We start from the raw sequence: 14,268 nt of genomic DNA on the forward strand, positions 1-14,268 counted from the left end.
CCCGTTGGGCTCGTCCGTGGCCGTGGCTCGCGGTTCCATTACAGGGGATCTCTTACCGCCAAGCCTGACGGCTTGTCGCCGAGATGACGTTTTTGTTGAACGGGACACGAAGCCCTCACAGCCGGGAAAGTCAGCACCTCTGTCCCGTTGGGCTCGTCCATAACCGTGGCTCGCGGTTCCATTACAGGGGATCTCTTACCGCCAAGCCTGACGGCTTGTCGCCGAGATGACGTTTTTGTTGAACGGGACACGAGGCGCTTCCCTCTGTCACAGGAAGCCCGGGGCCCCCGTCTGCTTTCTCCCGCAGGCGGTATAGATCCATCGGCAGAAAAAAGCCGCTCCCGGGGGGAGCGGCGTATGCTGTTGCGTCAGTCTTTTTTGTCCTTGGCGTCTTTCTTGTCCTTGGAGCCTGCTTTCTCCTTGGGTTCTTTTTTGTCCTTGGAGTCTTTTTTGTCTTTGGCGTCCTTTTTGGGAGCGGCCTTCTGCAGGTCTTCGTATTCCTTCATGCGCTTTTCTTCAAACGCCCGGATGTCGGCGGCCTTTTTGGTCTCTTCGGCAGCCTTGTCTGCCATACCCACTTCCTTGAACTTGCCTGCCAGCTCCTGGTGGACGTAGGCGTCGGAGCGGTTCAGCTCCGAGGCCTGCAGATACTGCTTGCCGGCCTCTTCCTTCTTGCCTAGCTTCACCAGAGCGTCGCCGTAGAGGAGCCTCAGGTCGTAGCTCTCGGTGATCTGCGAATCGGGATCGTCCAGGATCTGCTTCAGCAGCTTGGAGCACTCGTCATATTTTTCCAGCTGATACTTGACGTTGGCCAGCTGGGCCAGTATCATGTCCCTGTCTCCCAGATCGCTGTTCTTTGAGGCATCCTGCAGATTGGTCTCTGCCAGCACGTAGAGGGCCTTTTGCTCTTCGGGCTTGTATTCGGTGTAGGCCTTGAAAGCGTAGTAATAGCCTGCCAGCACGGGATCGGTGACGGTGAAGTCGTCGATCTTGTCTTCCTGGGTGCGGATATCCTGCTCCGCCTGCTGTCCGAGAATATTCTTGTAGGCCTCCCTGCGCTCCTTCTTCTGCTTGTCAGTGAGCTTCTTGGGGGCCTTGTCTTCTATCTTGTTGAGCTTGGCTACGTACACGCCCATTTCCGTCTTCACCGGCTCGGTGACGCCGCCGGGCTTCAGGCCTTCCAGCAGGCTGCCCACCTCGGCGGGGATGTAGGGCGAGTCTATCTTGTTGTAGCCGATGTCGGTCAGGTCAAAGGAGCCTGCGACAGCCTCGCTGACCTCCTTGACGCTCTTGCCTGCCTTGATGTCGGCGGCTGCCTTCTTGGCGGACTCCATGGCCTTTGATTCGGTGGAGTCGGTGTCGGAGACTATGAGCACGTCGGCGTTGTACACCTTGTAGGTGTCCATCAGCTCCTTGTCGGTCATATCCTCCGCCTTCTGCTGAGCCTGGGCGATGAGAGCGTTCCTGGACAGCTCCGACTTCACCGTGAGCTCGGAGATGGACTCCTTGGAGGACTGTACCAGCGAGTCTATGCTCATGCCGTTGTCCGTCAGGGTCCTGAGATAGTCCTTGTCCTTGCGGGGATCCAGCTTTTCCTGCGCCTTGGAGATCTCACCCATGATGGCGGTGCGGTTCACCTTCAGGTCCTCCACCACCTTTTCGTCGATGGCGGCCTTCAGCTCCTTTTTGGATATCCTGATACCCTTCTCTTCGGCTATCTGAATGTCCTTCTGGCTGTTGATAAGCTGGCTGACTATCATGCCCTTTATGTTGGCATACTGCAGAGGAGACTTGATGCCGTTGGCCGAAGCCATCTGATACATGGTCTGCCATTCGGAGTCAAACACGTTCCGATGGACCTCGTCACCGCCCACCGTCAGGATGACGTCCTTGGCGTTGCCGTTCTGCATGCTGCGGGGCCGCGCGCCGAACATATACAGCGAGCCTACCAAAAAGATCACAAGAATCACCCACAGTATCACCCGCAGGTGTGTGGCAAAATCTGTTCTGAGTCTGTAAATACCCATTTTTTCCTCGTCTAAAACTCTGTGTTATTGTTTGTTGAGCTGCATTCGTCTGATGACCGCATCGGCAAATTCCCGGGTCCCCACGGCAGAAGGATCGTTTCTGTCTTCCTTCATGTCGTAGGTGACGTCCTTGCCCTCCGCTATAACGTCGGCTATGGCTGTTTCGAGAGCGACCGCGGCATCATATTCCTTCAGATGTCTGAGCATCATCACGCCCGACAGCATCATGGCGGACGGATTGACCTTGTTCTGTCCCTTGTATTTGGGGGCGGACCCGTGAGTGGGCTCAAACAGAGCCACCTCGTCGCCTATATTGGCGCCGGGAGCTACGCCCAGGCCTCCCACGAGACCGGCGCACAGGTCGGACAGTATGTCCCCGTAGAGATTGGGCAGCACCAACACCTGATACAGCTCCGGCTTCTGGACCAGCTGCATGCACATATTGTCCACCAGTCTCTCGTTGTACACTATGCCCGCGGCCTTGCCGGCCTTGTCCGCCAGGGTGGCGTCGCCCTTCTCGGGCTCCAGCTCCGGCCACTCAAAGTCGGCTCCGTAGGCCTTGGCCACCTCGCGGCAGACCCTGTAAAACAGGCCGTCGGAAAACTTCATGATATTGGCCTTGGCCACGGCGGTCACGGTCTTCTTGCCGTTGGCTATGGCGTAGTCAAAGGCCATCTTTATCAGCCGGCGGGTCCCGGTGACGGATATGGGCTTGACGGATATGGCCGAGTCCTCGCGGATCCTGCCGCCGGACATTTTGATGATCTCCCTCACCTCGGGGGTGTTGATATCCCACTCCACGCCGGCATACAGGTCCTCGGTGTTTTCTCTGAATATGATCAGATCCACGTCGGTGTATTTGCTCCTGATGCCCTTATAATACTTGCAGGGGCGGACGCAGGCGTAGAGATCCAGCTCCTTTCTGAGAGCCACGTTGACGGATCTGAAGCCCTTGCCGATGGGAGTGGTGATAGGTCCCTTGATGCCCACCTTGTTGGCGCGGAGCGAATCCAGCACCGCAGGGGGAAGAGGCGTGCCGGCCGTGTCCATCACGTCTATCCCGGCTTCCTGAACGTCCCACTCGATATCCACGCCTGTGGCCTCGATGACCCTGCGGGTCGCCTCGCTGATCTCGGGCCCCGTGCCGTCGCCGGGGATAAGAGTGATCTTATATTTTGACATTATGTCCTCCGTATCGCATATCTAACATACTTTTATATTATACAATATATGAAAAAAAAAGGCAAACGGAGGGCCCCCCTACAGGTCTGTCAGGGTGGCCAGAACGGCCTGGGCGTATATGCGCGACAAAAAATCGTTGGGATGATTCACGTTGTTGCCGGTGGTGTGATAGTATTCCTTCCGCCGAAGCATGTATTCGTGGATCCCGGTCATGGGCGCCAGACCTATGCGCTCCCGCCCGGCGGTCCTGCGCAGCATGACGTCATAAAACAGGCTCTGATTGCCCCAGAAGCCCTTTACCCGCCTGTGAGGCAGCATGGTGGCTATAAGCAGGACCTCGCACTCGGGACAGAGGGCCTGCACCCGGTCCAGAGACCGGCAGGTCAGGTCCATGAATTCCTCCGGGCTTTTGGCGCCGTCGTTCATGCCGAAGGCATAGATGAGCAGGTCCGGCTCAAAAGGGGCCACCCTGTCGTCGATGTGCCGGCAGGCCCACTGCGAATCCTCTCCGTTCTCCGCCGTGTTCACCGTCTCTATCCGGCTGTTGCCGGAAAGCAGCCTCAGCTTTGCCGTGACCATATCGTACCAGGCCGGGGCGTAAGGGGGACAGCCCATCCACGAAGAAGAATTGCGCCCGGTGGTAATGGAGTCGCCAAAATACACTGCGCGGGCCGGTTCGCCGCCGAAGACCTTCCGGACAAACCTTCCGAGCCGGGGCTCCTTTTGGGGGACGGGCCCGGTCCAGGGGGCCGCCGGTCTGTAGGTGACGCCCGGCTGTCTGGAGAAAAACACGGGCTTTTCGGAATAGATGATGGCCTGCCGCCCCGGCACGTCGGCTTCGAAGCAGCTGCCCTCGGGCGCCGAAGCGGGATCCGGGTAATACTCCGCCAGGGGCATCTCGGGGATGCGGGAGCCCGGGCAGCGGACTATATTCCCGTCCCGGAGGACGTAATCCTTTCCCTCCGCATAGACCGTCTGCAGGTCCGGGGAGCGCACCTCGTATATCTCGGCGGCAGGCAGCATCAGGCGGGCCTCCTCCTCCCCTTCCATAAACATCACGGTCTCGTGGTATATCACCCCGGACTTCCATACGGGCAGCAGGGCCTTCTCAAGATCAAAGCGGTCATAGCGATAGTCTGTCATCTGTCAAATATCACCTTTATCACGGTCTGGGCGTAGATGCGGGCCAAAAAATCATTGGGATGGTTCACGTTGTTGCCGGTGGCGTGATAGTATTCCTTGCGGGTGAGCAGATACCGGTGGATGCTCGTCACAGGAGCCAGACCCACATGCTCCCTGCCCCTGACGTAGTCCTCCATGGCGGCCTCGTAGACGTCCTGATTGTTCCAGAAGCCCCGGGCCCTTTTGTGGGGGAGCATGGTGGAGACCAGCAAAATGTCGCAATCGGGACAGGCCGCCTGCACCTTTTGGACGGACAGGTCGGTGAGCCGGATGAATTCCTCCGCCGGCTTGGCGTGATCGTTCATGCCAAAGGCGTAAACGAGCAGGTCAGGCTTGCAGGCTATGACCCTTTCCTCAATATTGTCCACGGCCCACAGAGACTCCATGCCTCCCACCGCCGTATTCACGTATTTCACGTTTTTGTTGCCGGAAATGTCCTCCATCACCGAGCAGGACATGCGGCACCAGTTCTCCGCATTGGGGCTGCGGCCGTAGATGGAGGACGAATTGGCGCCCGTGGATATGGAGTCGCCGTAATATACCACCGTCACCGGCTCTCCCGAAAAGAGCTTGGTGAGAAAACGGTCAAATTTGGGCTGGCACCGGGGCACCGGCCCCTGCCATTTGGCGGCGGGCCTGTAGGTCACCGCTATCTGCCGCTCGATGAATTTCGGAGTCTCCGAAAAGCCCAGCAGAGGATGTCCCTCCACGGTGCTTTCAAAATAGGTGCCCGGCTCAGCAGAGGCGGGATCGGGATAATACTCCGCCAGGGACATCACGGGTATGGCGCTGCCCTCCGTGAGCGCCAGATCGCCGTCCTCGAGGGTGTAGTCCCTGCCCGGGACGAACACGGTCCGCAGATCCGAGGACCGCACCTCGTATATCTCGGCGGCAGGCAGGGCCAGAGACGCTCTCCGGTCGCCTTCCACAAACATCACCGTCTCGTGATAGATCACGCCGGAGGACCAAATGGGCAGCATATATTTTGCCCTGTCATATACGTTCAGACTGCAATTCATATCCCCTGTCTCCTTGTTGGTCTCATTTACCGCCAGGGCGCCGTAAACCCGCTTGCCCGCGGCGTATTCTCTCAGCTCCCGGGAGTCAAGAAGCCTGGTCCACAGAGCTCCGCGGCCCTGCCAGAGCCCGGTCCCCGGCAGGGGGACCCGCAGGGGGCTCCTTTCGACGGTGATGCCGTTCACCGAGCACGCCGTCTCCCTGCCCAGCAGCACCGCCACCATATCGCCCTTTGAGGGCCGGGCCCGGGTAAACAGTATGCGCCCCGAGTCGCCGCGGATATCCCAGTCCAGCAGGACGAAGGGCCCCGCCTTGGACAGGGTCAGGCTGTCGCCTCCCGATCTGTATTCCAGCATCGGACCGCCGCTGCCGCAGACTGCGGCCAGGGTCCTGACGCTCTCGGCGGACAGCTGCGCGGCCAGCAGGCACAGCAGCGCCGTCAATATCCATCTTTTTGCCATATCACACCTCTATCATATGGAAGCCGGGCTCCAGCTCCTTTTCGACGCCTTCAAAAACCGCCTCGCCGGTGACCCCCGGCGGCAGCTGTATCCACAGATATTTTTTGCCGTAGCGCCGGGCCCATCGCACGGACACGGTCCCCATGCAGGTATCCGCCGTCAGATGGCAGGACAGGAGAGCCTTGGGAAGGCACGGCCTGACATTCACCCTGCGCCATCCCGGCTCGGCGGGAGTCAGGCCGGCGATGCGGGAATACAGGACCAGCAGGGCGTTGCCGTGCATGGGATGGCTGTGGGAATTCATGCCCGGATCCTTTTTGAGCTCATATCTTTCCCACAGGGTAGTGGCCTCGTTCTGCAGCATATAGCCGAAGGAGGGGTAGTCTTCTCCCGTCAGGAAGCGCCAGGCGTCGTCCGCATAGCCGTATTCGCACAGCATCTCCATCAGCAGCGCGGTCAGCTGATTGCCGGTGGTGATCCTGTAATGTCTGTCTCTCAGATCCCGGACCATGATCCCGGCGGCCTCTGCCCGCCTGTCCGGAGGCGCTATGCCCAGAAACAGGGCCAGGGCCTGACTGCCCATGCTCCCCGTTCCGAACCGGGCCTCAGCCTCATTCCACCAGCGACGGCGCATGGCGTCGCCGATCAGGCGGGCGTTTTCGGCGTATTTGTCCCGGGGCAGACCCGTCCTGCGGGCCAGCTCCTCCAAAAGCAGACAGTTGTAAAGGGAAAAGCCGGTGGAGACCATCAGCCCGTCCGTGTGGACGTTGTGGGGGTCCTCTTCGCTCACGCAGGCGAAGGAGGGCCCGGCCCAGTCGCCATACCAGCTGTAATCGACTATGTAGTCCTCGCTGCGGGACAGCAGATAGTCCTCCCACCTGTCCAGATCGCCCATGACCTCCCGGACCAGCCGGTCGTTGCCCGAGTGCATAAGGGCTTCCCTTGCCGCCACTATAAAGGACGAGCAGACCGGGTCTGCCGGCAGACAGCCGTAATAATAGGGACAGCAGCAGGTGAACTGACCCTCCGGCCTCTGCTCATCGCGGATATCCCGGAGGATCTTGGGGAACAGCCTGCCCGTATCAATGGCGTAGGGAGACACTCTGAACCTGCCGGTGGCGTCATTCATCCAGCCCATACGCTCGTCCCGCTGGGGACAATCGGTCATGATGGAATGTATGTTGTTGGAGTCGGTCCTGATCAGGGCTTCCCACACGCTGTTTGCCACCGCGCTGCCGCACCGGAAGCGGGTGTCGTTCCTCGCGTCGGTGTGTATCTCCGCTGCCTCTATCCCGGAGCAGTCGTCAAGGCCCTCCACCGAGGCGTAGCGGAAGCCGTGATAGGTGAACAGGGGCTGCCACACCCCGAGGTCTCTTTCGTCGCCGGCGGCAACGTAAGTGTCCGTGGCGGCGGCTCCTCTCAGAGGCTCGGTAAAGAGGGTCCCGTCTTCGCAGAGCTCCTCGGCAAAACGGCAGATGATACGCTGCCCCGCCTTCAGGGGCGGCAGGGGTATCCTGAGGACGCCGGCTATGTTTTCCCCGAAGTCCAGCACGCATATCCCCTTTTGGGGGCGGGTGATATCCACAGGCCGAAGCAGTCTCACCGGGCGTATGGGCTCCAGTATATCCGGCCGCAGGACCCCGCCGGGGCCGTCGCAGGGCGTCACGGGCCCCCACTCCGGGAGGCGGGACGCGTCCCAGGTCTCTCCGCCGAATATGCCCGCATAAGTGATACTGCCGAAGGAATACTGCCAGGAAGAGTCGGTGACGAACAGGTCGCCGGAGCCGTCGGCATAAGACACCTCCAGCTGAGCCCACAGCATGACGGGCCCCATAAACTCTATGGGCCTGCCCCCCGTGGCCTCTCTGTTCAGATCGGTCATGTTGTCCCGCCAGCCCTCCGCCACCGTGATCTCTATACAGTTGGAGCCCTTGCGGAGACAGCCGGCAACAGGCTTCACGCTGTAATAGGCGGTCCGGGCGTAATTGCTGTGGGAGGGCTCCAGGACGGAGTCGTCGGGGGCGGCGCCATTGATGGTCACGTGATGATAGCCCAGGCCGCACACCCGGAGACAGGCGCAGGCGGGAGCGTCCCGCAGCTCTATGACCCTGCGAAAATGGACCGCCCTGCGCTCCGTGGGCTCGGGGATGCCGATCCAGTCAGCCCGGGGCTCGCAGCAGGCGCAGAGTATATTCCGCCGCAGGACAGAGACGCCGCCCGAGGGGCTCCATACCGTGAGCTCCACAGTCACCTCTTTTCCCGTCGGGAGAGGCTCGCCCGAATAGTCGGCCCACTGGTCCCGGGAATCCGTCCTGCCCGTGTCCCACAGGACCCTGCCGCCCTGCAGAGCCCGCATTTGATAGGCAGCCTGATAAGCCTCGTCTCCTTCCAGAGACCAGGACAAGCGGGGCCGGCGGCTGTCGGTCAGACAATATCTTATGTCATCCCGGGTCCGTCCTCCGCACAGGAACAGATCCTTTATCCGCAGCATGCTTTTCTCCTGCATTTTTCAATGGTGCCGCCCAGGACCACGGTGCCGCCGCTGTCATACAGCACCAGCTTTTGCCCCGGAGAGGTCACAAAGAACTCTTTTGCAAAACGCACCGTCATCCCCTGCTCCGACACGCTCTCTATCCGGCAGGGCTTCGGCGAGCCGGTGGAGCGTATCTTGCCCAGCAGCTCTTCTCCCGCCTTTGCCCAGCGGGGCTCCAGCACGTTGACCCCGGAGATCTCCAGAGTATCCGTGAGACCCTCCTCATATTCGCCCAGCACCACGGTGTTGGACGCCGGATCCGTCTCCACCACGTAGAGGGGAGAGGTGTGGGGTATCCCCAGCCCCTTTCTCTGGCCTATGGTGTAGTTTTCTATGCCGGTATGGGAGCCCAGGACCCTGCCGGAGGTGTCTGTGACCGGGCCGGGCCTTTCTTTTCCTATGACTGCCCTGTAGCCCTCCCGGCCGGCAAAGCACAGGTCCATGGACTCGCCGCTCACTCTCTCCCGCAGCCCCGCCTCGGCCAGCAGGGCCCGGGCCTCATCCTTGGTGCGCTCCGCCAGAGGAAAATGCAGATAGGGCAGACGGTCCTTTTTGACGCCGTAGAGAAAATAGCTCTGATCCTTTTTGGCGTTGCCGGCCGCAGCCAGATGGCCCTCGCCTCCCTCGCAATAAGCCCGGGCGTAGTGGCCGGTGGCAAAATGGACGGCGCCCAGGGTGCTCCGGGCGTAGTCCCACAAAAAGCCGAACTTCACCCAGGCGTTGCACTCGGCGCAGGGACAGGGAGTTCTGCCCAGAGAATATTCTCTGCGGAAAGGCTCGGTGACCCTTTGGCGGAACACCTCCGACACGTCGACGTAATGATGCTCTATACCCAGGGCCCGGGCCAGCTCCGCTGCCTCGGGAACGGGGCTTGCTCCTCCCTCCGCCCTGGGGACGGGAAAGGTGAGCCCCACCACCTCCCAGCCTTCCCGCAAAAGCAAGAGAGCGGCGGCACTGCTGTCCGTCCCGCCGCTCATGAGCAATACTATTTTTTCCGCCATCAGCTTTCCAGCGCGTATTTTTTGCCGTCCACCCACAGAGTCACAAAATGGCGGGCGTGTTTGATGCGGCGGTATGCTTCCGCGGCAAAGGACACGGTATAAAAGGGCACGGCGATCACCGCGGCTCCGCCGGATACGGAGTCGGAAAGCTGTTCGTCGGTCACCACCTCCGCAGCCTTTACGGCGCCGAGATAGTCGGCCCTGGCCGCGCTGTCCGCCCCGGATAAATCAATGACCAGCAGAGCCTTGTGATCCCGGCTGCATTTTTCCATAGCAGCCTCGAGCACGTCTCTGCCGGTCATGATCATCACGTCATTGCTGGAAGTCAATACTTCACGGGACATTTTGGGTACTCTCCTTCGGCCGGGTTTGATATTTGCGGCCAACCGTATTATAATAGTCTGTGGAACGTTTCCTTATTTATATTTTATCACATATCACGGGGTTTGCAGCAGATTTTATGAAAAACGCGAAAAAAGAGGAGGCCCTGCGGGGGCTCTACGTGATCACCGACGAGACCCTGCGGCCCGGCAGGACCCACGCGCAGATAGCTGAAGCGGCTCTGAAGGGGGGAGCCCGCATCATCCAGCTCAGAGACAAGAACTGCTCCGACAGGCACTTTTACCGGGCGGCCCTGGAGATACGGCGGCTGACCCGGGAATACGGAGCCCTGTTTCTCATCAACGACAGGATACACATAGCCCTGGCGGCGGAGGCGGACGGGGTAAACTGCGGGCAGACCGACCTGCCCTGCCCGGTCATCAGAAAGCTGCTGGGACCGGACGCCGTGATAGGCATTTCCTGCTCCTCCGCGGAGGAAGCCGCGGCAGCCGAAAAGGACGGCGCCGACTATATAGGCTTTGGCGCCATATTCCCCACCCGGACCAAGACCGATTATGACAGAGAGACAGGTCCCGCCCTGATAAGGGAGGTCAAGAGGCGCGTCTCCATCCCCGTGGCCGCCATAGCGGGCATCAACCGGGACAACATAGGCCTGGTGGCGGCAGCCGAAATGGCCTGCGTGGTATCGGCGGTGGTGTGCGCCGAAGATATGACCCGGGCCACGGCGGAGCTGATCGCGGCCTTTGAGGGCGGCAGATAAGCCGCCAAAAGACGGCCCTCCCGCCGGAAATATTCGGCGGGAGGGCTGTCACCTTGAGGCCCAGAATACCTGCGCGTTTTACGATCCGTAGTCAGGCTCATGGGACGTGTCGGTATCGAAGTCCCAGGCTTTGTCAAACAAAATGATCCCGGCCTTGCCGTCAGACCATATTATCGAAGCCCTCATCTTTTGGGACTTGGCATAATCATCACTCTCACCGGGGCCGAATGACAACGACCGCAGGTTTTTCTCACAGTCTTTGCGGGTCAGCTTTATCCGCCAATGAGTGATCCTGCCATTCGATCCGTCACGCTCATCATTCGTGTATTTGATGCGGACGATATTATCCGTCAGCATTCGGGCCGATCCGATGTCATAACGAAACTCATCATAATCTATGAAAGCCTTGGGATATACGTCCGCAACGACGCTGCTTTTGCCTGCGGAGATATAATACACGCCTTTGTCGGTAACAAGAGCGATATGCCGCCCTGTCCTTTGGGCATTCATTTTTACTCACCCTCCGGTCAGTCAAATATCTTTACTTTGCCCTTAAAGTCTCCGCCGGTCACGGTAAAGCTCTTCACGGCCCCCACGGAAATGGGTTCCATAAAGCCCGAGAAGGTATTGCCTTCTATATAGGCCCTGCCGCCGCCCTCCGGAGTACGGTCGCTTATAATTATCGCCCACGGGGTCCGGGAGTTTTTAAAAACGTTGCCGGTGACGGATACGGAGTATCCCCGCCAAGATTCGATCTTAACGGCATAGTAGGGCATATCCTGGCTTTTCGCGCGCGAAATAAACTCAAAGGTATTGTCGGCCACAGTTATGGTTTTCTCCGGATATTCGCTGCTGCCGCCGGTTTTTCCTAACTCAAGCGAAGCATTGACGAGGCGGTTGTTCCGAAAGACCAGGTTTTGGACCGCAGGGAATATCACAATACCTGACATGCCTCCGTCATCGCAGTCAAAAACACACCCCTCTATGATCAGCTCCGACTCCCGGGCTGCTGCGGCGGAGTAATCGGTCGCCAAATGGCATCTGCCAATTTTCACCGGCTTGTTGGCAAACTGCGAGCGGCACCCGGTGAACCTGACGCTGCCCGTATAATTCTGTCCGGCAAAATAATTCCGGGAGCAGTCCACAGCCTCGCAGTCCTCCGCCGTGTAAGTTCCCGAGCCGACAAACCCTATTCCGGCTCCCATCCGGCAATTGTCGGCCTGACAGTTTTTGACGGTGATATCATCGCAGCAGACGCAGGAAATGCCGTCATTTTCGGCCTTATGGACCGCGCAGCCCGTGACAGAGCCGTTTTTCAGGGTGACGAAGCTGCCGGCGTTGTCCCCGGCGGACAATACGTCTTTTTTGCTGCCCTCTAATGCGTTTTGGTCCCAGCCCGTCAGGATGATACCGGTACCGCAATTCTCTACGCGGCAGTTTTCTATAGCAATATTGCGGCTGTATTCTATATGGATGCCTGCCCCTGAGCCGTAGCTCGTATTATCGCAATCCGCAGAGCAGCCCGCTATGCGGACGCCGTCGTTCAGATATGCGTCCGACCTGATATCCGTGAGGTCAAATTTTCTGAGGATGCCGTCCCGCAGTCTGCCCGCATAAGAGATATAGGCAATGCGCATACCCACCGTATTTACGTTCTCGATAGTCAGGTTTTTCACCGAAAGGCCCGCTACCGCGGCGATGAATCTCGGCTTGCCCGAGACAAAGGACAGGTCGGAGATGGTCACGTCGCTGCACATTTCGGGAGGCGCTCCTTTTGACACGATCTTGCCGGCCACTTCAAACACATACCTCGAGGGCGCTCCGGGGAATACGAGAGGAGCGCCAAACACTCCTTCTGTTTTTTCATACTCGCCCACCACCAGCACGGTGCCCGCTTCGCCCTTGATCACCGTATCCGACGGCACCCGCACCGGACCGGATATCCGGTAGGTCCCCCGGGGTATCAGGACTCTGCGCCGCTCCTTGAGTAAGTCCTGCAGAGCCTGAGTGATGTCGTCGCCCTCGCTGCAGGCAAGAGTGGCAAAGGGCGGTTCCTTCGGTGAATTGCCGGAAGCGGAGCGCAAGAGCCCGGCAGCCTTTGCCGCGTCGCATCCGGACTGCCATATACAGACGCCCAGTAGCAGCGCCGGGACACACAACCACGCGATCCATTTCTTTTTCATTGGTTTCCTCCGATACCTCAGACCATGCCAAACACGACCACGAAGGCCCGGCTGTGCCTGTTCACGCTGCCCTTCGGGGTCGAAAGAGATCTCTTGATGTCTTTATTATACCATAGCCTCCCATGTGTGTCAAAGATCCTGTCACAAAAAAACAGGGCTCCGGGGAGCCCTGCCCGGTGATCAGGAGGCTGCTGGGGCCGGACGCCGTCATAGGCATCTCCTGCTCCTCCGCGGAGGAAGCCGCGGCAGCCGAGAAGGACGGCGCCGACTATATAGGCTTTGGCGCCATATTCCCCACCCGGACCAAAACCGATTACGACAGAGAGACGGGCCCCGCCCTGATCAGGGAGGTCAAGAGGCGCGTCTCCATCCCCGTGGCCGCCATAGCGGGCATCAACCGGGACAACATAGGCCTGGTGGCGGCAGCCGGGTAGCGTCCAGAATCTTGTGTAAACATTAATCGAGCTGGTACTTGAAAAAGGCTCCACATTTCTGTAAGATATAAATATCCAAAACCAAACCTACAGAGAGAGGAGCCTTCATGGATAATTATACCACACCGGCAGAAAACAGTCCAGCAAAGATATCCGGTTCGCTGGAAGAACTTTTCCTGGCTTTTATCGAAAAAAGCCTTAACAAGCTGCTTGAGGCAGAATTCGAATCCGTAATGGGCTATAGCAAGAACAACGCCTCCGAACGAGAAAGCCTTAATACGGACAACTACAGAAACGGCAGTTATCTGCGTGACTTGTTTACAACCTATGGGAGCCTGAAAGTCCGTATTCCGAGAGACCGTAACGGCCGGTATAAACAAAAGCTCATCCCGCCCTGGTGCAGGCGGACAGACAGGCTCGAGGCGCTTATCCTGAAGATGTATTCTATGGGAATAACCTATAGCGAGATCTCGGAGCTGCTTGGTGAATACTTTGGCAACGGATATTCAAAGAGCGTGATCTCAAATATCACCTGCGCAGTGACCGGGCTGATAGACGAATTTAAAAACAGGCGCCTCGCCAGCCGTTATATAGCCATCTATGCAGACGCGACCTGGCTGAATCTCAGGCGTGACAGAGTAGATAAAGAAGCGCTGCATGCCCTGGTAGGCATAACCGATGAAGGCAGAAAAGAGATACTCTCATACGCTATATATCCCAACGAATCTGCCTTTAATTACGAGCATATGCTTAAAGATATAAAAGACAGAGGCGTAGAGCAGGTGCTGCTTTTTGTGTCTGACGGACTGAAAGGCCTGGGCGATGCTTGCAAGAAGGTTTATCCCGAGGCAAAGTTTCAGCGCTGCTGGGTCCATCTGATGAGAAATGCCGAATACTTGGTAAGGAAATCGGATCGCACGGCTGTTCTCGATATGCTGAAGAGGGTATATCGCCAGACAGATGCCTTGTCTGCGGAGGATGCCCTTAACGCCGTAATAGAGAAGTACGGGAAGTCCTACAGGAAACTCGTTACATTGTTTGAGAACAGAGACGATCTTTTTAGCCTGTACGCTTTTCCGGAGCCCATAAGGCGCTGTATATACTCTACTAATGTAGTGGAAAACATACACCGGCAATTAAAACGGA

The 14,268-nt window shown here is 58.5% G+C and carries 12 protein-coding genes; 3 read left to right on the forward strand and 9 right to left on the reverse strand.

Annotation, left to right across the window (positions count from 1 at the left end; all coding sequences use genetic code 11):
- Window positions 1-368: 368 nt before the first annotated feature.
- From IK083_08855 to IK083_08885, 7 genes are all read right to left on the reverse strand, one after another.
- Window positions 369-2,027, reverse strand: coding sequence for a SurA N-terminal domain-containing protein (locus tag IK083_08855; protein ID MBR4749658.1), 1,659 nt, complete (start codon window positions 2,025-2,027; stop codon window positions 369-371).
- A 24-nt stretch (window positions 2,028-2,051) separates the two neighbouring features.
- Window positions 2,052-3,209 carry an isocitrate/isopropylmalate dehydrogenase family protein gene (locus tag IK083_08860; GenBank protein MBR4749659.1) on the reverse strand — a complete coding sequence of 386 codons (1,158 nt, stop codon included), beginning with the start codon at window positions 3,207-3,209 and terminating at the stop codon, window positions 2,052-2,054.
- A 78-nt stretch (window positions 3,210-3,287) separates the two neighbouring features.
- Window positions 3,288-4,352 (reverse strand): SGNH/GDSL hydrolase family protein, encoded by a 1,065-nt coding sequence (locus IK083_08865; GenBank protein ID MBR4749660.1) that lies wholly within the window; start codon window positions 4,350-4,352, stop codon window positions 3,288-3,290.
- On the reverse strand, window positions 4,349-5,869 hold the full coding sequence (locus IK083_08870; protein ID MBR4749661.1) for an SGNH/GDSL hydrolase family protein: 1,521 nt from the start codon (window positions 5,867-5,869) through the stop codon (window positions 4,349-4,351). The genes IK083_08865 and IK083_08870 overlap by 4 nt, the downstream gene beginning before the upstream one ends.
- A gap of 1 nt (window position 5,870) precedes the next feature.
- A complete protein-coding gene (locus IK083_08875) occupies window positions 5,871-8,360 on the reverse strand; it encodes a family 78 glycoside hydrolase catalytic domain (protein ID MBR4749662.1) in 2,490 nt (829 codons plus the stop codon).
- Window positions 8,348-9,403, reverse strand: coding sequence for a tRNA 2-thiouridine(34) synthase MnmA (mnmA, locus tag IK083_08880; GenBank protein MBR4749663.1), 1,056 nt, complete (start codon window positions 9,401-9,403; stop codon window positions 8,348-8,350). The genes IK083_08875 and mnmA overlap by 13 nt, the downstream gene beginning before the upstream one ends.
- On the reverse strand, window positions 9,403-9,747 hold the full coding sequence (locus IK083_08885) for a hypothetical protein (protein ID MBR4749664.1): 345 nt from the start codon (window positions 9,745-9,747) through the stop codon (window positions 9,403-9,405). The genes mnmA and IK083_08885 overlap by 1 nt, the downstream gene beginning before the upstream one ends.
- Window positions 9,748-9,863: 116 nt before the next feature.
- Between IK083_08885 and thiE the strand changes: the two genes are divergently transcribed.
- Entirely contained in the window at window positions 9,864-10,505 is a 642-nt protein-coding gene (thiE, locus tag IK083_08890; protein MBR4749665.1) for a thiamine phosphate synthase, read from the forward strand.
- Window positions 10,506-10,583: 78 nt separating this feature from the next.
- On the opposite strand, the gene IK083_08895 is transcribed toward thiE, so the two are convergent.
- Both IK083_08895 and IK083_08900 read right to left on the reverse strand, forming a co-directional pair.
- The gene (locus IK083_08895) at window positions 10,584-11,015 is read right to left on the reverse strand and encodes a hypothetical protein (GenBank protein MBR4749666.1); all 432 of its coding nucleotides are present in this window, start codon (window positions 11,013-11,015) and stop codon (window positions 10,584-10,586) included.
- Window positions 11,016-11,032: 17 nt separating this feature from the next.
- Entirely contained in the window at window positions 11,033-12,688 is a 1,656-nt protein-coding gene (locus tag IK083_08900; protein ID MBR4749667.1) for a right-handed parallel beta-helix repeat-containing protein, read from the reverse strand.
- Window positions 12,689-12,810: 122 nt separating this feature from the next.
- Between IK083_08900 and IK083_08905 the strand changes: the two genes are divergently transcribed.
- Together IK083_08905 and IK083_08910 are read left to right on the forward strand one after the other, a co-directional pair.
- Complete coding sequence (locus IK083_08905; GenBank protein MBR4749668.1) at window positions 12,811-13,122, forward strand: thiamine phosphate synthase; 312 nt, start codon at window positions 12,811-12,813, stop codon at window positions 13,120-13,122.
- Window positions 13,123-13,229: 107 nt separating this feature from the next.
- A partial coding sequence (locus tag IK083_08910) for an IS256 family transposase (GenBank protein ID MBR4749669.1) occupies window positions 13,230-14,268 on the forward strand: 1,039 nt, incomplete at its 3' end.

This window comes from Abditibacteriota bacterium (genome assembly GCA_017552965.1).
Lineage (GTDB): Bacteria > Armatimonadota > UBA5829 > UBA5829 > UBA5829 > RGIG7931.

Excerpts from the sequence above, each read along its gene's own strand:
- IK083_08855 (MBR4749658.1), bottom strand. The coding sequence starts at position 2,027 with ATGGGTATTTACAGACTCAGAACAGATTTTGCCACACACCTGCGGGTG.
- IK083_08860 (MBR4749659.1), bottom strand. The coding sequence starts at position 3,209 with ATGTCAAAATATAAGATCACTCTTATCCCCGGCGACGGCACGGGGCCC.
- IK083_08865 (MBR4749660.1), bottom strand. The coding sequence starts at position 4,352 with ATGACAGACTATCGCTATGACCGCTTTGATCTTGAGAAGGCCCTGCTG.
- IK083_08870 (MBR4749661.1), bottom strand. The coding sequence starts at position 5,869 with ATGGCAAAAAGATGGATATTGACGGCGCTGCTGTGCCTGCTGGCCGCG.
- IK083_08875 (MBR4749662.1), bottom strand. The coding sequence starts at position 8,360 with ATGCTGCGGATAAAGGATCTGTTCCTGTGCGGAGGACGGACCCGGGAT.
- mnmA (MBR4749663.1), bottom strand. The coding sequence starts at position 9,403 with ATGGCGGAAAAAATAGTATTGCTCATGAGCGGCGGGACGGACAGCAGT.
- IK083_08885 (MBR4749664.1), bottom strand. The coding sequence starts at position 9,747 with ATGTCCCGTGAAGTATTGACTTCCAGCAATGACGTGATGATCATGACC.
- thiE (MBR4749665.1), top strand. The coding sequence starts at position 9,864 with ATGAAAAACGCGAAAAAAGAGGAGGCCCTGCGGGGGCTCTACGTGATC.
- IK083_08895 (MBR4749666.1), bottom strand. The coding sequence starts at position 11,015 with ATGAATGCCCAAAGGACAGGGCGGCATATCGCTCTTGTTACCGACAAA.
- IK083_08900 (MBR4749667.1), bottom strand. The coding sequence starts at position 12,688 with ATGAAAAAGAAATGGATCGCGTGGTTGTGTGTCCCGGCGCTGCTACTG.
- IK083_08905 (MBR4749668.1), top strand. The coding sequence starts at position 12,811 with ATGTGTGTCAAAGATCCTGTCACAAAAAAACAGGGCTCCGGGGAGCCC.